Origin of the sequence: Bacillus sp. MT(2024) (genome assembly GCF_036362845.1) — a bacterium.
Taxonomy (GTDB): domain Bacteria; phylum Bacillota; class Bacilli; order Bacillales; family Bacillaceae; genus Bacillus; species Bacillus velezensis.
The window spans coordinates 2499483-2520978 of the sequence record NZ_CP143632.1; the positions used below are offsets into that span (position 1 = coordinate 2499483).

At 45.8% G+C, this 21496-nt stretch carries 22 protein-coding genes and 1 pseudogene; 1 reads left to right on the plus strand and 22 read right to left on the minus strand.

The window, feature by feature from the left end; translation table 11 throughout:
* Positions 1-63 precede the first annotated feature (63 nt).
* The 22 genes and pseudogenes from rpoD to rpsU all read right to left on the minus strand — a co-directional run bounded on the left by rpoD (position 64) and on the right by rpsU (position 20391).
* Positions 64-1185: an RNA polymerase sigma factor RpoD gene (gene rpoD / locus VP472_RS12155; protein WP_003152998.1), complete on the minus strand. Its 1122-nt coding sequence runs from the start codon at positions 1183-1185 to the stop codon at positions 64-66.
* Positions 1186-1377: 192 nt separating this feature from the next.
* On the minus strand, positions 1378-3189 hold the full coding sequence (dnaG, locus tag VP472_RS12160) for a DNA primase (RefSeq protein WP_003152996.1): 1812 nt from the start codon (positions 3187-3189) through the stop codon (positions 1378-1380).
* 21 nt (positions 3190-3210) lie between these two features.
* The gene (locus VP472_RS12165; protein WP_014418404.1) at positions 3211-3717 is read right to left on the minus strand and encodes a YaiI/YqxD family protein; all 507 of its coding nucleotides are present in this window, start codon (positions 3715-3717) and stop codon (positions 3211-3213) included.
* 255 nt (positions 3718-3972) lie between these two features.
* Entirely contained in the window at positions 3973-4785 is an 813-nt protein-coding gene (locus tag VP472_RS12170; protein WP_146277181.1) for a pyruvate, water dikinase regulatory protein, read from the minus strand.
* Between the two features lie 25 nt (positions 4786-4810).
* Positions 4811-5449 (minus strand): transcriptional regulator CcpN, encoded by a 639-nt coding sequence (gene ccpN, locus VP472_RS12175; RefSeq protein ID WP_003152989.1) that lies wholly within the window; start codon positions 5447-5449, stop codon positions 4811-4813.
* A 100-nt stretch (positions 5450-5549) separates the two neighbouring features.
* Positions 5550-7589 (minus strand): glycine--tRNA ligase subunit beta, encoded by a 2040-nt coding sequence (glyS, locus tag VP472_RS12180; RefSeq protein WP_146277183.1) that lies wholly within the window; start codon positions 7587-7589, stop codon positions 5550-5552.
* Positions 7582-8469, minus strand: coding sequence for a glycine--tRNA ligase subunit alpha (gene glyQ, locus VP472_RS12185; RefSeq protein WP_003152984.1), 888 nt, complete (start codon positions 8467-8469; stop codon positions 7582-7584). Before glyQ ends, glyS begins: the two co-directional genes overlap by 8 nt.
* A 301-nt stretch (positions 8470-8770) precedes the next feature.
* Entirely contained in the window at positions 8771-9538 is a 768-nt protein-coding gene (recO, locus tag VP472_RS12190; protein ID WP_003152982.1) for a DNA repair protein RecO, read from the minus strand.
* Between the two features lie 36 nt (positions 9539-9574).
* Complete coding sequence (locus tag VP472_RS12195) at positions 9575-9718, minus strand: YqzL family protein (RefSeq protein ID WP_007408286.1); 144 nt, start codon at positions 9716-9718, stop codon at positions 9575-9577.
* Positions 9719-9873: 155 nt separating this feature from the next.
* Positions 9874-10779 (minus strand): GTPase Era, encoded by a 906-nt coding sequence (era, locus tag VP472_RS12200; RefSeq protein ID WP_007408285.1) that lies wholly within the window; start codon positions 10777-10779, stop codon positions 9874-9876.
* Complete coding sequence (locus VP472_RS12205; RefSeq protein WP_003152976.1) at positions 10760-11170, minus strand: cytidine deaminase; 411 nt, start codon at positions 11168-11170, stop codon at positions 10760-10762. The genes era and VP472_RS12205 overlap by 20 nt, the downstream gene beginning before the upstream one ends.
* 123 nt (positions 11171-11293) lie before the next feature.
* The gene (locus VP472_RS12210; RefSeq protein WP_038461537.1) at positions 11294-11668 is read right to left on the minus strand and encodes a diacylglycerol kinase family protein; all 375 of its coding nucleotides are present in this window, start codon (positions 11666-11668) and stop codon (positions 11294-11296) included.
* A complete protein-coding gene (gene ybeY, locus VP472_RS12215) occupies positions 11649-12122 on the minus strand; it encodes an rRNA maturation RNase YbeY (protein WP_003152973.1) in 474 nt (157 codons plus the stop codon). Before ybeY ends, VP472_RS12210 begins: the two co-directional genes overlap by 20 nt.
* Positions 12123-14255: an HD family phosphohydrolase gene (locus VP472_RS12220; protein WP_015387990.1), complete on the minus strand. Its 2133-nt coding sequence runs from the start codon at positions 14253-14255 to the stop codon at positions 12123-12125. It lies immediately after the preceding gene.
* A gap of 80 nt (positions 14256-14335) precedes the next feature.
* Positions 14336-15295 (minus strand): PhoH family protein, encoded by a 960-nt coding sequence (locus VP472_RS12225; RefSeq protein WP_003152970.1) that lies wholly within the window; start codon positions 15293-15295, stop codon positions 14336-14338.
* A pseudogene (gene yqfD, locus VP472_RS12230) lies at positions 15259-16483 on the minus strand (sporulation protein YqfD). Before yqfD ends, VP472_RS12225 begins: the two are co-directional and overlap by 37 nt.
* A gap of 17 nt (positions 16484-16500) precedes the next feature.
* Positions 16501-16782 carry a sporulation protein YqfC gene (yqfC, locus tag VP472_RS12235; RefSeq protein ID WP_003152966.1) on the minus strand — a complete coding sequence of 94 codons (282 nt, stop codon included), beginning with the start codon at positions 16780-16782 and terminating at the stop codon, positions 16501-16503.
* A gap of 56 nt (positions 16783-16838) precedes the next feature.
* Positions 16839-17273, minus strand: a complete 435-nt coding sequence (locus tag VP472_RS12240; RefSeq protein ID WP_070082126.1) for a hypothetical protein — start codon at positions 17271-17273, stop codon at positions 16839-16841.
* Between the two features lie 27 nt (positions 17274-17300).
* Positions 17301-18293 carry a flotillin-like protein FloA gene (gene floA, locus VP472_RS12245; RefSeq protein WP_003152961.1) on the minus strand — a complete coding sequence of 331 codons (993 nt, stop codon included), beginning with the start codon at positions 18291-18293 and terminating at the stop codon, positions 17301-17303.
* A 24-nt stretch (positions 18294-18317) separates the two neighbouring features.
* The gene (locus tag VP472_RS12250; protein WP_146277185.1) at positions 18318-19634 is read right to left on the minus strand and encodes an NfeD family protein; all 1317 of its coding nucleotides are present in this window, start codon (positions 19632-19634) and stop codon (positions 18318-18320) included.
* A gap of 122 nt (positions 19635-19756) precedes the next feature.
* The gene (locus tag VP472_RS12255; RefSeq protein ID WP_003152958.1) at positions 19757-20203 is read right to left on the minus strand and encodes a GatB/YqeY domain-containing protein; all 447 of its coding nucleotides are present in this window, start codon (positions 20201-20203) and stop codon (positions 19757-19759) included.
* A 14-nt stretch (positions 20204-20217) separates the two neighbouring features.
* Positions 20218-20391: a 30S ribosomal protein S21 gene (rpsU, locus tag VP472_RS12260; RefSeq protein WP_003152957.1), complete on the minus strand. Its 174-nt coding sequence runs from the start codon at positions 20389-20391 to the stop codon at positions 20218-20220.
* A gap of 171 nt (positions 20392-20562) precedes the next feature.
* Between rpsU and VP472_RS12265 the strand changes: the two genes are divergently transcribed.
* Positions 20563-21489 carry a Na/Pi symporter gene (locus VP472_RS12265; protein ID WP_070082128.1) on the plus strand — a complete coding sequence of 309 codons (927 nt, stop codon included), beginning with the start codon at positions 20563-20565 and terminating at the stop codon, positions 21487-21489.
* Positions 21490-21496: the final 7 nt, after the last annotated feature.

The following is a 21496-nucleotide window of genomic DNA, read 5'->3' on the forward strand; positions in this document are numbered from 1 at the left end:
AAAGGTATATTATCCATATATCTTATACACAAAAAAGAACGGATCAAAAAGACCCGTTCCATTCTATTCGAGAAAATCCTTCAGACGTTTGCTTCTGCTCGGATGTCTCAATTTGCGAAGCGCTTTTGCTTCAATTTGGCGAATACGCTCTCTCGTTACTCCAAACACTTTGCCGACTTCTTCCAAAGTTCTTGTGCGTCCGTCATCCAGACCGAAACGGAGACGCAGCACGTTTTCTTCACGATCTGTCAACGTATCCAGCACATCTTCCAGCTGTTCTTTTAATAGCTCATATGCCGCATGATCCGACGGAGATGTCGCTTCCTGGTCTTCGATAAAATCACCGAGATGTGAGTCGTCTTCTTCACCGATCGGCGTTTCTAAAGAAACTGGCTCTTGAGCAATTTTTAATATTTCACGGACTTTTTCAGGCGTAAGATCCATGTCTTCAGCAATCTCTTCCGGTGTGGGCTCTCTGCCAAGATCCTGAAGAAGCTGACGCTGCACCCGGATTAATTTGTTGATGGTTTCCACCATATGAACCGGGATACGGATTGTTCTCGCCTGGTCAGCGATGGCGCGTGTAATCGCCTGTCTGATCCACCAAGTCGCATACGTACTGAATTTATATCCTTTACGGTAGTCAAACTTCTCGACGGCTTTCATGAGACCCATGTTTCCTTCTTGGATCAAGTCTAAGAAAAGCATGCCGCGGCCGACATACCGTTTAGCAATGCTGACAACTAAACGAAGGTTTGCTTCAGCCAGTCTGCGTTTAGATTCCTCGTCACCCTCTTCAATTTTTTGAGCGTAGGTGATTTCTTCTTTAGCAGAAAGAAGATTTACCCGTCCGATTTCCTTAAGGTACATGCGGACTGGATCATTGATCTTTACGCCAGGCGGTACGCTGAGGTCATTAAGGTCAAATTCTTCTTCGGCTTTGGCAAGCTGTTGAATATTAGGATCTTCCGTTTCTTCATTTTCACTAATTAATTCAACACCTTGTTCTCCTAAAAATTCATAATACTCATCCATTTGGTCTGATTCAATTTCAAAGCTGGACATGCGTTCAGCAATTTCTTCATATGTTAAAACGCCACGTTTTTTTCCAGTTTCAGTAAGCTGCTCTTTTACCTGGTCTAATGTAAGTTCTGTTTCTGTTTCGTGGGTTTGTTTATCAGCCATTATGGATCCCTCCTTCCAAAGCTTGCAACGAATTCTAAAAGCGGTATGTTTCTTATCCGACCCGGAAGCCTTCTCTCTTTTTCAGCATGCAGGGCTGCGGATAATAAATGACAATTCATGATGAGGTTAAGCGATCTATTTGCTCCTCCGCAAGGAATCATTGCCAATCAGAACGCAAGCCTCTTTTTGGTGTTACTTTAATGATCGGTTCAATGCAACAATTTCTTGAGCCAGAGACGCAGCTTTCACGAAGTCTTTCTGCCTCTCCGCATCCGCTCTTTCTGCTTCTTTTTCCTTTATCATTGACCATTTTCGGTGATCCAACACTTTTTTTACGTAATCGGATAACTCGGCCTCTGAGAGCTCCTCGTTTACTTGGAGCATCCCTATATCTGAAAGCAGCTGGCTGATTTCCTCATCCTGCATTCTCGCCATAAGATGCTGCGGCGTCATGTCAGCACCCTCTTCATAAACAGCGTACAGGTATGCTGCCAGCGCACGATGTCCGTCAATGTTAAATTCAAAGCCGACACGCTCAATCACTTTCTTTATGACGTTTCGGTCTCTCAGCATATGAGCGAGCAGAAGTCTTTCCGCGTTCTCATAGGCGGGACGGAGACGGCGCCGTTTCGCTTTTGTCGTCACCCGGGCCCGTCTTGTCTGCGGTTCGGCGTTTTTGTCGCCGGGGGCGTTTTGTCTGGCGTAGATGGAAAGCTGTTCCGTCAAAGATTCTACCGAAAGAGAAAATTCAGAGGCGAGCTGCTTCACATACATTTCCTGCTCAAGCGACCCGGAAAGAGCGCTGATTTCTTTCAGCACTTCTTTCATGTAAGCGAGCCGGTCTCCTTCGTCAGATAAGTTTTTCCCTTTGCGGAAATATTGCATTTTAAAAGCCATGACCGTAACGCTTGCATCAATGATATCGGTCCGGAATTTTTCTCCGCCCCGGGTTCTGATATAATCATCAGGATCAAGCCCGTCAGGCAGCATGCTTACTCTTACCTTACAATCGGCTTTCTGGAGCAGGCCGGCCGCTTTCAGCGTAGCTTCGTACCCGGCTTTATCCGAATCGTAGCAGAGAATGACCTCCTGAACATTTCTTCTGAGGATTTTCACATGCTCTTCGGTGAGCGACGTCCCCATTGTGGCGATACTTTCTTTTACGCCTGAGCTGACGGCGGATATGACGTCAGCGAAGCCTTCAAACAGAACGGCTCTCTCCTCTTTCCTGATCGGCAGGCGCGCCTTATGAAAGTTATACAGCAGCTTAGATTTATGAAACAGCGGCGTTTCCGGGCTGTTCATATACTTCGGCTGCTGGCTTCCGAGCGCCCTTCCTGAAAAAGCCGCCACGGCTCCGTGGTGATCATGAATGGGAAACATAATTCTGTTTCTGAAACGGTCAAAATACCCGCTGCCGTCTTCCCTTCTGATCAGCAGACCCGCTTTTTCCATCATTTCTTCCTCAAAACCGCGCTTTTTCAAGAATTTCGTCATGAAATCCCAGGAATCCAGCGCGTAGCCGATTTCAAACTCATCTATGAGCTCTTTCGTAAAACCCCTTGATAAAAGGTAATCTAACGCTTCCTGGCCTTCCTTTGTATTTATTAGCAAATGATGGTAAAATTTCTTCAGAAGCTCGTGGGCTTCCGCCATCTTCTGCTCTCCGGAAGATTCAGGCCTGGATGCAGAGTGAATCGTTATATCATCAGGGAAATCAATCTGATATTTATCCGCAAGGTGAGAAACAGCTTCCGTAAATGAATAGCCTTCCATCTGCCGTAAGAAAGAGAAAACGTTCCCGCCCGCTCCGCATCCGAAGCAATGAAAGATCTGCTTATCGCTGGAGACGGAAAACGAGGGCGTGTTTTCCCCGTGAAACGGACAGAGCCCAAAGTAGTTGCGGCCTTGCTTTTTCAATTGGACATAATCACCTATGACTTCAACAATGTCTGCTGACTGCTGCACCTGATTAACTACTTCATCTGGTATGCGGTTTCCCATCTTATAACACTCCGTCGTACATTATTCGATGTTTTGATTTGAAATCCCTTCATCATTCGACAGGATTTTTTTAAGCAGGGTAACAAATCGATTCCGATCTTCTTTATTTAATTTTTTAGGTCCTTTGGAATGAATGCCGCTTCTTCTCATTTTGCCTGACATATGACGGCTCATCAGAGCGAAGTCAATCGTGTCTTCAGTATAAGAACGGCCCCTTTCCGATAAGACGGCAATATTTCTGTTCAGCAAAAGAGATGCTAAACCGATATCCTGCGTGACTACGACGTCTCCCGATCTCACATGGTTTGCGATATATAAATCTGCCGCTTCTTTATGAGGATCAACGTATACCCAGTTCTCGTCTTTGCTTCTGGAAAGCTGGTAGTGTTCAAATGATGCGACGAAAATAACCCGAACGCTGAATTGCGATGCAATGAGCATTATTTCCTCTTTTACGGGGCATGCGTCTGCATCGACAAAAATCGTCTTTTCTTTTTCATTTAGAAGACTAATTCTCCATCCCTCCATCAATCTCCTGCATAAAAACAAGCGAAATCGCATATGCTCCATGACTGCGGATCTATTTTGAGCTTTGTCGAAAAATTTCCGGGAGTTATTCTTGACATCTTACCCATAATAGTTTATTCGTATCACACGAAGCTTAAACCTAAAAATAAACATTTTATCACAATTTTTTATTATAATACAAACTTCGCGAAGATGCCATCCTTTTTGTTTATTCCCTATTTGCATACCCAAAAACCCAGGATAAAGCGTCCTGAGTTATCGGCCCTTTGTTTTGAGATGATGAATGATGTTCGCTGTTTCTTCGACCGCTTTATTCGAAACGTCAACGACTTGGCAGCCGATCCGGTTCACGATTTTCTCAAAATACTCCAGCTCTTCTTTAATTCTGTTGATATTGGCGTAAATGGCTTTGTCATTTAAGCCGAGAGATTTTAACCGTTCTTTACGTATATGGTTCAGTTTATCAGGGCTGATTTTTAAGCCGATGCATTTTTTCGGATCAACGCTGAACAGTTCTTCCGGCGGATCGACCTCAGGAACGATCGGCACATTGGCCACTTTCAGACGCTTATGGGCAAGATATTGTGATAATGGGGTTTTAGACGTTCTGGATACTCCGAGCAGGATGATATCGGCTTTTAAAATGCCTCTTGGATCCCTGCCATCGTCATATTTGACGGCAAACTCGATCGCCTCGACCTTTTTGAAATAATCTTCATCAAGCTGCCGGACGCGGCCCGGTTCATATTTGGCGGTCAGACCGTAAGCCGATTCCATTTTATCGATGAGCGGACCGATAATATCGTAATACAGCACATTCGCTTTTTCCGCTTGTTCAACCAGGTATTTGCGCATTTCAGGAACAACGAGCGTAAAACAAATAATGCCGCCGTCCACTTTGGCGAGAGACACGACTTCATTAATGGTGCCGATATCTTCCACATAAGGTATTCGTCTGATATGCGTATCATCGGCTGAGCCGTTAAACTGGCTAAGCGAGGCTTTTACAACGAGTTCGGCGGTTTCTCCGACTGAGTCTGATACTACATAAATGATGCGATTGTCCATGTTATCCCCCCGTTAGTTTTCAAGCTTATATGATTTCATTTTCTGATAAACTGACAAGTATCTTAGTCATATTCGTTTTGGTAAACCGGCCGATGACCTCAAAGCCTTTATCCGTATCTTTAATAACGGGCAGGGCATCGATCTGTTTTTCAATTAAATACTTGGCGATGTCCATCACATAATCATCACGCCGGCAGACGGCGATATTCGGCATTCTTGTCATGATAATATGAACCGGTATTGAGGCAAGTTCCTGCTGGCCGATGCTCGCCCGCAGCAAATCTTTGCGTGACAGCACACCGACTAAGACAGCATCACGATCTACGACAAATAACGTGCCGACATCTTCTAAAAACATGGTGCAGATGGCATCGTATACCGAGACATTTTCATTGATGACAACAGGGATCGATTGAAAATCTTTCACTTGCAGCTTTTTCAATTTATCCGCAAGCAGCTGATTTCCCGTTTTCCCCGTATAAAAATAACCGACCCGCGGACGGGCCTCTAAGAAGCCTGACATGGTGAGTATGGCCAAGTCCGGCCGCAGCGTGGCCCTCGTTAAATTGAGCTGTTCTGCGATATGCTCTCCGGTAATCGGGCCGTTTTCCTTTACAATCTGTAAAATTTGTTCTTGCCGTTTATTTAATTCGATCGTACTCACCACCTTTATGGAAGGGTTTCTTTATCTATGTTTTCATTCTGTGATGTTTATGTAAAAGGGGAAAAGACGATTGCCGATCACACAGCAACCGTCTTTTTCTTTATTTTACAATAAGATGATTCATATTAGCAAAAGACTTGATTACATCTGCAAGAGCGGTCATTTGCGCTAAACGGTTGGTTTTTAATGCTTCATCGTCCGCATTTACCATCGTGTGATTAAAGTAATCTTCGATCGGCTCTTTTAATCCGCTGAGCACGGCAAGCGCCTGTTCATAGTTTTTGGAGGCAAAGCTTTCCGCGACACTGTCTTTTGTTTTTTCATAAGCGTCAAACAGCTTTTTCTCCTGTTCATTTTCAAACAGATCCGGCTTGATATCGCGGCTCTCGCCTTTTTTACTGATGGAGATAACCCGGCCGAGTGATTCAGCCGTTTCTTTAAAGCCGGGTGTGCCGAGGTGCTTCTCAAGCACTCTTGCCTTATGAACGGCTGCATACGGCTCAAGTTCTGTGCTGTCCAGAACGGCTTCAATAACGTCATGACGGATGTCTTCGGCGTTTAAGACGTATTTCAGACGCTGTGTAAAGAAATCGAGGAGTTCATTTTCTTTTTCCGTTTCTGTCAACGACAGCAGTTCTTTAAAAGAAATGCCCCAGTTGCGGTCGATCAGAATGGAAACAATGCCGCTTGCCTGACGGCGCAATCCGTACGGATCCTGAGAACCTGTCGGAATTACGTCAATGCTGAAGAAGGAAGCAATCGTGTCCAGTTTATCAGCTAACGCCACGACCGCGCCGGTAAAGGTTGAAGGCACTTCTCCCCCGGCCGCTCTCGGCATATAGTGCTCATTGACAGCGGCAGCGACGGCTTCATCTTCACCGAGCATGCGCGCATATTTTTCTCCCATCACGCCTTGAAGCTCAGGGAACTCATAGATCATATGTGTAACCAGGTCAAATTTAGAAATCTCTGCGGCGCGCTTCACAAGTTTTTGCGTCTGTTCATCCGCTTTCAGGCGGACGGCAAGTTTGCCCGCAATGGTGACCACTCTTCTTACTTTATCTCCAAGGGAGCCGAGCTCTTCATGGAAAACGATATTTTCCAGTTTCTTCACGTTCTCATCAATGTTCAGCTTTTGGTCTTCTTTGTAGAAGAACGCAGCATCTGAAAGCCTTGCTCTCAGCACTTTCTCGTTTCCGCGGGCAACATTTTCAATTGCATGGCTGTTCCCGTTTCGCACCGTAATAAAATGAGGAAGCAGATTCCCGTTTTCATCTTTTACCGGGAAGTAGCGCTGATGCTCTTTCATTGTTGTCACGAGCACTTCTTCAGGGATAGAAAGAAACTCGGATTCAAAAGATCCGTAAAGCGCCGTCGGATATTCCACCAGATGGTTGACTTCGTTCAGCAGATCCTCATCGACCGGAATGTTCCATTTCTTCTTGGCCGCAAGCGCATCCAGCTGGCTTTGGATCATTTGTTTGCGTTCTTTCGGGTCAGCAATGACGCTTTGTTCTTTCAGCAGCTTTTCGTATGATGACGGCGCATCAACAGATACTTCTTGGCCGAGAAAGCGGTGTCCCTGCGTGTTCCGGCCCGTCTCGACATTTGTGATTTCAAACGGAATGACATCTTTTCCAAAGAGGGCGGCAATCCATTTGATCGGACGGATATAACGCAGATCCTGCGTGCCCCAGCGCATGTTTTTCGGAAAATGCATTCCGGCAATCAAATTTTCCAGCTGCGGTAAAAGTGTCTTCGTCTCTTGTCCCGCCTGGAATTTTTGAACGAAGACATATTCCGTGCCGTTTACATCTTTTATATACAGGTCATCCACTCCGGCGCCTTGGCCTTTTGAAAATCCGATAGCGGCTTTTGTCCAGTTTCCGTCAGCATCCAGAGCGATTTTTTTCGCAGGGCCTTTTGCTTCTTCCTGAATATCAGCCTGTTTTTCTGCTACGTCTTTTATATATACTGCCAGACGTCTCGGCGTATTAAAAAGTTTCACTTCGCCGTGGGCGATATTTTTTTCAGCAAGCCAGCCGGTCAGCTTTTCACCGAGCTGCACCATGCTGTCATGTAAAAACCGCGCCGGCATTTCCTCGAGTCCGATCTCTAAAAGCAAGTCTTGTTTACTCATGGGAAGAGCCCTCCTCTTTAAGCATTGGGAACCCTAATTTTTCCCGTTCTTCATAATACGTTTTTGCCACTTTTCTCGCTAAGTTGCGGACACGGCCGATATAACCCGTCCGCTCTGTCACCGAGATCGCGCCTTTTGCATCAAGCAGATTAAATGTGTGAGAGCATTTCAGCACATAATCATAGGCCGGATGCACAAGCCCGTTATCCATTTGTCTGATCGCTTCTTTTTCATAGGTGCTGAACAAATGGAAAAGCATATCCACGTCAGATGTTTCAAAAGTATAAACGGAATGCTCATATTCAGCCATCATAAATAAATCTTTCACAGTAAATCCTGACGTCCATTCAAGATCAAAGACGTTTTCTTTATCCTGAATATATGACGCGAGACGTTCAATACCATATGTGATCTCAACGGACACCGGTTTACATTCAATTCCGCCCACCTGCTGGAAGTATGTAAACTGAGTAATTTCCATCCCGTCAAGCCATACTTCCCAGCCGAGACCTGCACAGCCTAAAGACGGGTTTTCCCAGTTGTCTTCTACGAAACGGATATCATGTTCAAGCGGGTCAATGCCGAGCGCACGCAATGAATCAAGGTAAAGCTCTTGAATGTTATCAGGCGACGGCTTGATAATGACTTGAAATTGGTGATGCTGATAGAGCCTGTTCGGGTTTTCACCGTACCGTCCGTCCGCAGGCCGTCTGGACGGCTCAACGTAAGCCACTCTCCACGGCTCCGGCCCGATGCTTCGTAAAAATGTATACGGACTCATTGTGCCTGCGCCTTTCTCCACATCATACGACTGCATGAGCACACAGCCTTCATTCGACCAGTGCTTCTGCAAGGTTAAAATCATATCTTGAATGTTCATTTCAAGCACCTCCACTTTCTCCATTCTTTTACAAGTGCGGCGGCAACCAAAAAACTCCCGTCTCTATGCTTGCCGGCCGCAAACATAGGGACGAGAGTTCTCCCGCGGTTCCACCCTAGTTGCTGAGGATGTGAATCACTCAGCCTCTTTTTAAAGGGTTGCTCGAGAATGCCTTTCGTTGCGCGCTCATCCTTAGCTTACACTGTCCTAAGGTCGCTTGTATGAGTTGGACGCAAGTACTTCTTTCTGTCACTGCAACATATTTTATAATAAATGATCATATAAAAAGATGGGCAGAATGTCAACTTTTGTTTTCATCCAAAAGGTTCTTCATGCTTTCCATCTGGTCTAAAAACCGTTTTGACTTTAAATAAAGTCCTGAATATTCCTCGTAATACAGATCAATGACCTGTTTAATTTCGTTTTTGGTTTCCTGTTTTAACGAGACGCTGCCGAGCCTTCCGATATCAAAGTAATAAAAAAGCCTTAGCAGCCTTGCCGTTTGCGGCGAAATCGGAACTCTGTACGGATCCTTTTCAAAGCAGCGGTGGCAGATAAAACCGTTATCTCTTATCGAAAAATGAAACGTCCCTTCCCCGCTTTTGCAGTGGACACAATGATTCAGCTCCGGATACAGCCCCATGACGCCGAGCATTTTCATCTGCACGATGAAGGTGATCACGTCCGGGTCAGTCCCGTCATTCAGCCTCTTAAAGGATTCAAGAATCAATTCGAATAAATAGGGGTTCGGTTTCTTCTCTTCCGTTCCTTTGTCAGTGAGTTCAGCGATAAAAGCGGCATACGCCGTCAAAAATAAATCTTCTCTGATCGTTCTCATGCTGAGAATCATTTCACCCTGCTGGAGCGTGCCGAGTCCGGATGTTCTTTGCATTAAAAATGACCCGTACAAAAACGGCTGGCTGACTGCTGACAGCCGGCTGGCTGACTTCCTGGCGCCCCTTGCCATGACGCCGATTTTGCCGTGTTCCCTCGTCAGCAATGTCACGATTTTATTCGTCTCCCCGTAGTCATTCGTACGGAGCACGATTCCTTCACATTTAGTCAGCATTTCCGCACCTTCCAACAACGGGAGGGGCCAAGAGGTTTACAAAATTGGAAAATCAATTCGGGCTAGCTCATCTTCCGGTTCTTCGGGTCTTTCCAGGTTCTCTTTTTCCAGTTCTTTAAAAAGAAGGTACGTATCAACACTTCCTGTTTGAGAAAATACGTTCCAGGTAAAATTCAACACAAAAAACCCACCTTTCATCATTAAACTAGCTTGCCAATCCAAATTCTTACCCTTATCTTGACCTGATGTCCTCCTTTTCATGTTAAACAAATTTTGCTAACGAATCCCTGTTTCTGTGAGGTAATCCCACACATCAGGCATGCGCCTCAGATGAATTAATATTCATCCTCTTTGAAGCCGAAATCACGCAGCTGAGACATTTTATTCCGCCAGTCCTTCTGCACTTTCACCCATAATTCGAGGTAAACGCGTGAACCCAGCAGCGCTTCAATATCAGCCCGCGCTCTTTTGCCGACTTCTTTCAGAAGTGCTCCTTTTTTCCCGATGACGATGCCTTTTTGAGAATCCCGCTCGACCACAATGGTGGCGGCGACATGGACAGAGCCGTTTTCCTGCCCTTTAATGGACTCGATAGCGACAGCGATGCTGTGCGGCACTTCTTCCCTTGTCAGATGGAGCACCTTTTCCCTGATCAGTTCAGAAATAATGAACCGCTCGGGATGGTCAGTCACCTGATCGCTCGGATAGAACTGAGGCCCTTCCGGTAAATACGCTTCAATCTGCGCGAGAAGGGTTTCAACGTTGTTCCCTTCCAAAGCTGAGATCGGCACGATTTCTTTAAACGGATAGCGCGTACGGTACTCATCAATTAAAAGAAGCAGCTGGTCAGGGTGGATCTTATCAATTTTGTTTACGATCAGAAAGACCGGCGTGGACGTCTGTCCGAGCTTTTCAATGATAAACTCGTCGCCCTTTCCGTACCCTTCTTCGGCGTTAATCATAAATAACACCAAGTCAACTTCTTTCAGCGTATTCTGCGCCACTTTCATCATAAAATCGCCAAGCTTGTGCTTCGGTTTGTGAATGCCCGGTGTATCAATAAAAATGGTCTGCGACGTGCCGGTTGTCAGCACCCCTTGGACTTTATTTCTTGTCGTCTGGGGTTTGTCGCTCATGATGGCGATCTTTTGACCGATGACCCTGTTTAAAAAGGTAGACTTTCCTACGTTCGGTCTTCCGATGATAGATACAAATCCTGATTTAAAGCTTTCGTTCGTCATGTAAATCCTCCGATGAAAATGCGCCCGGCAATAATTCTTCCGCAGTCATTTCTTTTATTTGTCCTTGTAAGTTGGTCAGAATAACAAGCATATCCTTTGAGCACAGCTCGGAAATTACTTGTCTGCAGGCTCCGCACGGCGAAACCGGTCCCGGAGTATCCGCAGCCACGGCGAGCATCGCAAATTCCGTATCCCCCTCGGAAACAGCTTTGAATATCGCCGTGCGTTCAGCACAGTTGCACATGCTGTATGCCGCATTTTCAATGTTGCAGCCTCTGTACACTTTTCCGTCTTTGGTAAGAAGAGCGGCTCCCACTCTGAAATTTGAATACGGTACATACGCTGTGTCCCGTGCTTTTAATGCTTCTGCAATCAATTCTTGTCTGTTCATGTGTACTTAATTCCTCTCTTACCTTTATCCTGTATGATACCGCTGTCACTTTTATTTTACATAATTATGATCGGTTTTTCACGCCCATTTTTGGCAATGTAAAATAATTGTAAGAATCTTCTGCTAACATATCTTCGGCAGGAAGATGAGTAAACCAATGATACACGATATCACGGCAAAGACGCAAACGGCTCCGGCGGCCGCGTCTTTTGCCGCTTTTGCGAGCGGGTGATACTGATCGGTAACTAAATCCACAACATGCTCTATCGCCGTATTTAAAAGCTCCAAAGCAAGCATCCCTCCGATCAGCACCAAAACAACGGCCCATTCGGCTGTGCTCAGCCCGGTGAGAAAACCGCAAACGATAACGGCGCAGGCCGCGGTAATATGAAATTGAAAATTCCGCTCTGCCCGCGCCGTTTTCCAGATTCCCCTCCATGCATGGACAAAGCTCTTCAGGAACCTGCTCCACTCATTTTTATGATCTCGTGAGTCCATACTCATCCAGCAAATCCTTTTGCTTTGAAAACATTTCTTCCTCTTCTTCTTTTGTCATGTGATCATAGCCAAGCAAATGCAAAAAGCCGTGCACGGCCAGAAAACCGAGCTCTCTCATAAACGAATGGCCGTACTCTTCCGCCTGCTCTTTCGTTCTGTCTGCGCTGATGATAATATCTCCTAAAACAGGCGGCATGTCGGCGCCTACGATTTCAACCTCGTCTTCGCCTTCTTCTTCAAGCGCAAATGAAATGACGTCAGTCGGAGTGTCTTTTCCCCGGTAGTCTCTGTTGATTTCTCTGATTTCTTCATTTGTCACAATCGTGACCGATACTTCAGCCTGATCCTGAACGCCTTCTTTTTCCGCCGCGAATTGGAGCAGCTTCTCCACTTCTTGGAGCGCATCAGCTGAGACGCTGTTCGTTTCATCAACAATATCTATGAGTAAACCCATTTATTTCACCTTCTTCGTAGCCTCCGGATATTCAATCCGGGAGTGGAAAATTCCTTTTAAAGTCGCACATAGTGTTTTGGCGATCGTATCCAGTTCTCGGAACGTGAGATCACATTCTGAGAATTGTCCGTCCTGAAGCTTATCGGATATAATTCCCCGCACCAGTTTTTCGATCCGCTCGGGATTGGGATTATGCATGGAACGGACGGCGGCTTCAACGCTGTCGGCCACTGAGATAATAGCCGCTTCTTTCGATTGCGGCTTCGGCCCCGGGTAGCGGAACTCTTTCTCTGTAATCTGGTCGCCCTTTTCTTTCGCTTTATAATAAAAGAATTTTAAAAGGGACGTTCCGTGATGCTGCTCCGCGATATCCACAAGCTCTTTCGGAAACTTATAGCTTCTGAGCATATTCGCACCGTCTGTCGTATGTGCGATAATGATATTTTTGCTGAGCTGCGGAGACAGCTTGTCATGCGGATTATCCATATTCATCTGATTTTCAATAAAATATTGCGGACGTTTCGTTTTGCCGAGATCGTGATAATACGCTCCGACCCGTGCCAAAAGACCGTTTGCCCCTACGGCTTCACAAGCCGCTTCCGACAGATTTGCCACCATGACGCTGTGATGATATGTACCGGGTGTTTCCGTTAAAATCTTTCGAAGCAGGGGATGATTCGGATTAGACAGTTCAATCAGCCTCATCGTTGAAAGAATGCCGAATCCCGTCTCAAAAAACGGCATCAGACCGATAATTAAAACGGATGAAGCAAGTCCCGAGACGACCCCCATCAGCATCAGCGTTCCGATTTCAACAGGTGACAGCGCCGTATTTTGTATTAATAAAAGCGACAGCACGATAATCATATTAATAAATGAGACGAACAGTCCCGCCTGCAATATTTTTGATCTCGCATTGTGTTTCCCCAAAAACAGAATGCCTGAAATGCTGCTGATTAAATAGTAAATGCCGATGACGTAATTAAATGTTCCCGTCACACCCTGATTAAACATCATACTGCCGCAGATCGCCAGAATGATGCTTCCTAAAATGGCGAGCCTTTCATTGAGCAGCAGCCTGATTAAAATCGCGCCGGCGGCGATCGGCACAAGATAGCCGATATTGGTGTATTCAATCTTCTGAAAGAGACTGACGACTTCCATAATGACGAGAATAAGCGTTGTAATGATAGAAAACAGCAAAAGAGATTTATTTTTCAGCTTAAGCTCCTGCTGCTGTTTCTCAAAATAGTAGACAAGCGTGGCAATAAACAGCCCGATCATCAGAAGCAGACCGCTGATCGGTTTTAACAGGTTGGAATTATTCAAAAGCCCCGTCAGTTCAAGCTTCCTGTATACTTCCCGGTCGATCAGATCATTCTCTTCCACGAGAACCTGTCCCTGTTTGATCTGTACCGGCTGGACGCTGTCTGACGCTTCCTGGCGTTTTTCATCCGTCGCTTTCGGATCAAATACGTAATTCGGGATGACCGCGTATTTTCCGATTTCAGTCGCAGCCGCTAAATATTTTGACGGCACAGAAGCGCTTTTGAGCTCTTTTGCGACCTTATCCTTCGCTTCGGCAAGCTTTTCAGAAGGAATTTCACTGCTCATCACCGTATTCACCGCGGTAATGACGGAATCCCTCACAAATGAGAAATCTTCATTGTTTGCATGGAGAAGCGATTTAATGGCATCTTCCGAGACGGATTCATTGACATCCTGTGTCAGCTTGTTTTTCACCGATTTGACCAGTGATTTTTCCGAAGGTGACTTTTTGTCTTTTTCCGCATCTTTTTTCACTTCGCCGATGCTGTCAAAAATGGAAGTGATCAGGTCAAGCCGGTTGTCGGTATAGCCTTTTTTTAGAGTGTATTGATCTTCCACCGCATCTTCGGCCGCCTGTTTTTTCGATTCCGTCGCCTGCTGATCTTCCACTGTGGCGGGCGCGTAAATCGTCTTATCACTGACTGAAAACAAATCCAAATTAAGTGATTCAGGTTTTACATGAATAAAGAGCAAACCAAACATGATCGCTGAAAGCAGCAGGTACAGCAGCACATGGGCTGAGCGGGCATGTCTGAAACTGCGGAACCGTTCCCGGGCGCTTTTGCCCTTTCCCTTCTTTTTCAAAACAAGAACCTCCTCCCTGAAACATCAGGAACACATCATATAAAAATGACCCGATAACGGGAGATCGGGTCATTTTCGCATTACTTTTGCTTATCATAAGCTTCAATAATTTTTGCAACAAGCGGATGCCTGACCACATCTGTCTGGTCAAGTTCAATAACGGAGATGCCGTTTATGTCCTTCAGCATATCCTTCGCTACTGCAAGTCCCGATGTGACGCCTTTCGGCAGGTCAATTTGGCTTACGTCGCCCGTAATGATCATTTTAGAGCCAAAACCCAATCTCGTCAAAAACATTTTCATTTGAGCGGGAGTGGTATTCTGGGCTTCATCAAGAATCACATACGCGTCGTCAAGCGTCCGCCCTCTCATATAGGCAAGCGGGGCGATTTCAATAACCCCTCTTTCCATAAGACGCTCCGTATGGTCGCTTCCGAGCACATCATGGAGCGCGTCATACAGCGGGCGCAGATAAGGATCTACTTTTTCCTTTAAATCTCCGGGCAGAAAACCGAGGCTCTCGCCGGCTTCCACAGCGGGTCTTGTTAAAATGATTTTTTTAATGTGGCCGTTTTTTAAAGCATGCACCGCTTTTACGACCGCCAAATAAGTTTTGCCGGTTCCCGCCGGCCCGATGCCGAACACCATGTCGTTTTTCTTCATCGCCGCCACATATTCTCTTTGGCCGAGGGTTTTGACACGGATCGGTTTGCCTTTTGCCGTTTTCGTTATTTCCTCTTCATACATACTTTCAAAATAGTCCAGTTCATCTTTTTTTGCCATTTTCACGGCATACAGCACATCACGTTCCGAAATCTCGATCCCCTTGCGAATTAAAGTAAGGAGCGAGCCCAATAATCTGTCAGCGATCTCAAATGTTTCATCATTCCCGGAAACGTAAATGGTTTCACCGCGTGTGATGAGGCTAATGCCCAGATCCTTCTCCATTAAATGTAAAAAGGCATCTTGGCTGCCGAACAAAGAAAGTGCTTCGTCCGGGCTTTTCAGTTTGTGATTAATCGCAAGTAAATGTTCTGCCATTCTTTAGTCTCCCTGAACAATAGGTGTGGTTTGAACGATATCTTCTATAACTTGGTAGAGAATAATCAACTTTACTTTACCATTCTCAACGGATTGGTGCAAAACTTTTTCACTTTCCACCTCTCCGCTGCCGTTTAATCGCTTTTCTACATCTTGTCTTCCCATTTTGATACCGGCCTGAACCGCTTCGCCTTTCGTATAAGTCCGCACGGTTGTTTCACTTTCTCTTGTCTGTTCTTGAACGTAAGACACCGGAAGCTTCATCCCCAGAAATTGAAACGGGTGCTTTTCTTCCTCTGTTTTCGGATGTTTCAGCGGCTCCTCATTAAATTCAAAGCCCCAAAAAGGCACGCCCCATGATCCGAAAGACAGCTTGTGCTTCGTCCTTACTTTACCCGTATATAGCGTAAATGATGTTTCAAGAGGCACGGTTACTTCAGACTTGTACCATGTTTCTCCGTAAATTTCCGCTTTTGAGGCGACTTTCCGGTCTTCATTTCCGATCAGTCCTGAGACGAGAAGCTGTCCTTTGTCAACATGATCGTTCACAAAAGCCATCGGCTGCCCCTTTTGCACGAACATCCTTTTGATGACCGCCTTCTTTTTGGCAACGATATGGCGGGGGCTCACGTACTTTTCTTTTGTCGGTTCGTTTTTTTCGACCACTTTCATATGAAGGGCTGTCCCGTTCAATTCCACACCGACCCACGTAATATTATCAATGCCGTTTGTTAATGATTTTTGGATTTTCTCCGGCGTCATCATTAAAAATTGCAAACGGCCTTTTTTCACACCGATTTCTTCAAGGTGCTTTACCATCTGATGCTCGGTTTCGGGCTTGGCCCCTTTAATATCAATGTCCCAAATCATGTTGGACAAAAGAAACAATATAATGAAAAACATCACAAATCCCGCAGTGAAGCCCAGGTTTAATTTTGATTTGAGAAGCAGAAAGGGAAGACCCTTTCTTTTTGTAAAGCTTGCTTTGCATTCATGTTTTCTGATGACTCTTCTGAAAGCATGTACATCTTGAAGCTGAATCATCAGCAGAACACAGTCTTGCTTTTTTTTCACCGCAAAGATGGCGATTCCGTTTCTCGTGCATTCATTCAGCAGCCGTTCAATCCCTTTTCCTTTGACTTCCATTTGGACTTTACCCGAAAAAAATGACAGCCATTTGTTTTTCACATTATTTCCCCCCGGCTTTATGAATCGACATATCGTACGTGATCTATCGTGCCTTCCAAAAGGATTTCCTCAGGAAGGATTGCCTTAATGACCAAGTTTTTTCCTGATATGATACATTGCCCCTGCTTGAGCATCAGCCTGACTTCTTCTTCGCTGAACAGCAGGAGGCCTCTGTGATTCTCTATGTAGATATGAAGTCTGCCGACCATCGTAATACGAGGCAGATCCATCATAACGTCCGGGGGAATTTCCAATGCTCTTGTCAGCCATGCCTTTACACGATTCTTTCTTTGCCCCATAAAAAAAGAACCCCCTTTCATCTCATATGTATGATTTGAAAAGGGGTTCTAACACTTTATTTTTTACCGATGTTCCGCATGGTCCGATGCGGTTTTTTTGCACGGGGCGGACCCAAAACCTCACTGAATATGATGCCTTGGACCGCAGTTTCTTTATTTATTTTGAGGGCTGATTTCTTCAGAGATGCGTTTCGTGCGCGTTGAGATGTCAGCTTATGTTCAAGCCCGTTAAACATCTGCTCCGTCTCCGCTAGGCGCTTTTCAGCTTCCCTTCTTTTTTGCTCAAAAGGGTTCTCTTCTGAAACGGCAGGCAATTCTTCCGCTTCCGGCTTATGCTCTTTCTGCGGCTGTTTTTGATCCTGCTTTTTTGCCTGATTTTCGGGACGTGTACCCGGCGGCCGTTTTTCATCTTTGTTTTTCTTGCCGAATATTGCCGATATAATGCCGATGACGGCGGCAATGACGAGCGGATTTGTCAGAATCTCGTGCATATAGCGGCTCCCTCCTTAATAGAGAGGTTATTGTTGGTCTTCATCTTGCTGGTCATTCGTCAGCTTGCCGATAGAATCCCTCATGTCCGTATCCGCGTCGATATTTTTTATGTTCATATAGTCCATGACGCCGATGTTTCCTTCACGCAGCGCTTCTGCCATCGCAAGCGGCACTTCGGCTTCTGCTTCCACGACTTTTGCACGCATTTCTTCTACGCGAGCGCGCATTTCCTGCTCTTGGGCGACCGCCATGGCGCGGCGCTCTTCGGCTTTGGCCTGCGCAATGTTTTTGTCTGCTTCTGCCTGATCCGTCTGAAGAATCGCTCCGATGTTTTTGCCGATATCAACGTCGGCGATGTCAATCGAAAGAATTTCAAAGGCGGTGCCTGAATCCAGCCCTTTGCCAAGTACGGTCTGCGAAATCATATCAGGGTTTTCAAGCACTTTTTTATGATTACCCGAGGAACCGATTGTCGAGACAATCCCTTCTCCGACACGGGCGACAACCGTCTCTTCTCCCGCTCCTCCGACAAGGCGCTCGATATTGGCTCTTACGGTGATTCTGGCTTTTGCTTTTACTTCAATTCCGTCCATGGCGACACCCGCGATAAACGGTGTTTCAATGACCTTCGGATTGACGCTCATCTGTACGGCTTCCAATACGTCACGCCCGGCCAGGTCAATGGCTGCGCAGCGTTCAAATGTCAGCTCAATATTGGCGCGCTGTGCCGCAATCAGGGCATTGACCACCCTGTCAACATTACCACCGGCCAGATAATGGCTTTCGAGCTGATTTGTTGTTGCGGATAGGCCGGCTTTGTGCGCTTTAATTAACGGATTGACAACGCGGCTTGGTATGACGCGCCGCAGCCTCATTCCGACCAAAGTGAAAATGCTGATTCTGACTCCTGCCGCAAGCGCCGAAATCCATAGCATCACCGGTACAAAGGTGAAGAATATGGCTAACACGATTATGGCAGCTGCAACTATTGCTAAAATCGCCAAACTTGACAGTTCCATCTAATTCCTCCTCAAGGTTATCATCTATATTTCTCTCACGACAATGCGTGAGCCTTCCGCTTTCACTACTTTCACCTGTCTGTCTTTTTCAGTGAATGATCCTTCCGAGACGACATCCAGACGTTCATCATCAATAATGACGGTGCCTGACGGTCTGAGGGCTGTAGCGGTAATGCCGACTTTCCCCAACAGCTCCGTCCGGTTCTGATTTGAAACATAACCGCTCTCCGTGCTTGTTGAATCAGTTAATATTAATTTTTTAAAGAATTTCATTCGTTTCCCCAACACCCTTGTTAATATGATAAAGGCTGTAATAGACACAGCAATGGCGATCAAGAGAGAAACCGCCATTACGGTAAAGCTGCCCGCAGCGAGAAAGAGACTCGCGATGACGCCTGCAATACCGATAAGACCGATTATGCCTCCGGGCAGAAATATCTCTAAAAGGATAAAAACCAAGCCCGTGCAAAATAAGAATACGCTGTCATAGCCGGCGAATCCGGCAGCGATATGCCCGGTGAAAAACAGCAGCATGGCCGTCAGTCCGACGGCACCCGGTATTCCGAGGCCCGGCGAGAACAATTCAATGGTCAAACCAAGCAAAGCAAGCGTTAATAAGACGGGGACAACAAACGGATTTGTCAGCCATCTGCCCAATTTGCCGACAAAACCTTCTTTTGCATGGTGAACATCCGCTTTGTCAAAACCGAGCTTTGTATATAAAGCATCAAGGTTTGAAACCGTGCCCTCCGAATATCCGACTTCCTTGGCTTTTTCAGCTGTCAGTGTCAGCAGTTTTCCCTTTGGGGCGCCCGCTTCCTTTGCATTGATGGCGGGATCTGCCATGGCCAGGGCGTATTTCGGATTGCGGTTGTTTTTAACCGCTGCGTCCTCCATTTCTGCATGCCACAGTGATTGAGCCTTTTTGTCCGCCGCGTTTCCTTTTCCGTCGATGATGGCTGCGGCACCCATTTTTCCGCCCGGCGCCATATAGATTTCATCTGCCTGAAGCGCTATATACGCTCCGGCAGAAAGCGCCCGTTTATTAACGTAAGCGGTAACAGGCACATCCGCGCGGCCGATGATATCCGCAATATCCAAGGCTGATTGAACGGCGCCTCCCGGTGTATTGATATCAAGAATAATGTGTGACGCGCCGGACTCCTTCGCTTCTTTGAAAGAACGCGATAAAAACGAGGCGAGCCCCTGTTCGACATTTTTCTCAACCGGGATGACATAAACCGATGGATGATCAGCTTTCGCGTTCAATTGAACCCCTAATAAAGATAATACAAATAAGCCCAATAGAGCAACAGCAATTCCGGTTTTTTTTCGGAACAAGGCAAATATACCCTCCTTCCCGTTTCGTTCTTCTTTATATACGTAACAAATGTACTTTAGTTTCATTTTTTTATGTATAAAAAAAGACATCTCTCTAGGAAAGATGTCTTTTTTCTTGTCAATTAAGATAATTGACTGCTGACAAGTCTGTTAATTACGCTGCCGTCAGCTTTACCTTTTACTTTAGGCATAATAGCACTCATCACTTTGCCCATGTCCGCTTTGGAGCTCGCACCGACTTCAGCGATGGTTTCATTTACAATTGTCTGCAGCTCTTCTTCAGAAAGCTGCTTCGGTAAATAAATTTCTAAAATGTCCAGCTCTTTTTGAACTTTATCTACTAAATCTAAACGATCAGCGTTTGAAAATTCATGGAGGGAGTCTTTACGTTGCTTAAGTTCACGAGATAGGACAGTAAGTTCCTCATCCTCGGTCAAACTGTCTTTCTTAAGCTTAATTGCTTCGTTTTGAAGTGAAGCTTTCACCATTCGAACGACAGTCAGTTTGTCTTTCTCACGGCTTTTCATATACAGCTTCATATCTTGGTTAAGTCGCTCAAGAAGACTCATAAATCCACCCTCTTTTAGAATTTGCGTTTTCTAGCAGCTTCTGACTTTTTCTTGCGCTTTACGCTAGGTTTTTCATAAAATTCGCGCTTTCTTGCTTCTTGCAAAGTACCTGTCTTTGATACACTGCGTTTGAAGCGACGAAGAGCATCTTCAAGCGATTCGTTTTTTCTAACGACCGTTTTTGACATTCTCTTTCCCTCCCTCCGAATACACCAATCGACTACCTTTAAAAAGATACATATATAAACATGTACTTTGACATTATAATATAAGCCATCAGTCAGGTCAACTAAGCGAGCTCACTTTTCCGTCATGAATAAGGCTGCTTGTCTATATAATGATGGAAAGGGGTGTTTCGTTTGATAATACTGATTCTCTTTACCGCACTTATCCTGTTTTTTTTACTCGGAATGAGCCTGCTCAGGCAGGGCCTGATCGCATTAACGTATTCAAAAATTGAGAAAAGCCTGCTCTTATTTACCGACCACCCTTTGAAAGCTTTTCTCATAAGCATCATATTCACCGGTTTTCTTCAGAGCAGCTCAGCCTTCATGGTCATTGTCATCGGCTTTGTCAGCGCAGGCGCTTTATCTTTTAAACGGACCATTCCGATGATTCTCGGCACGAATGTCGGCTCCACGTTTACGACGGAGTTTTTAGCCATAAAGATGGACGTGCTCATTTGGGTGCTTTTTATCGGAGGCCTTGTGTTTATCCTCATCCGTAAATATCCGTTCAGGCAGATCGGTATAAGCTTCCTCGGTCTCAGCATCATCTTTTTTTGCATCACATGCTTCAGCCGGCTTGCCGTTCCGCTGACAGAAATGAAGGCGGGGGCGGAGGTTTTGCGCCATGTGAATGATTCGAGCTGGTCCGCTCTTTTTATCGGTATGATATTGACGGCAATCATTCATTCAAGCTCCGTCTGCATCGGCATTTTGATGAGTTTTATGAACGAAGGGGTGATCGGCATTGAACAAGCGGTCAGCGTCGTTCTGGGATCTAATATCGGGACATGCGTCACGGCCGTCATGGCTGCTGTTTCAGGCGGTTATGCCGCCAGACAGACCGCCGGTGCTCACGTAGTGTTTAATATTCTCGGCGTACTGCTCGTCTTTCCCTTCCTGTCTGCATCAGCAGGTATTACGGAGCGCCTGTCTGATGATCCCGCGCAGATGATTGCGCATTTCAGCCTGTTATTTAACGTAGTCACCGCCTTATTGTTTCTGCCGTTCACACATTTGTTTTACCGGCTGATTGACAGGATGATTCCTCCGAAACCGTAAAAAAACC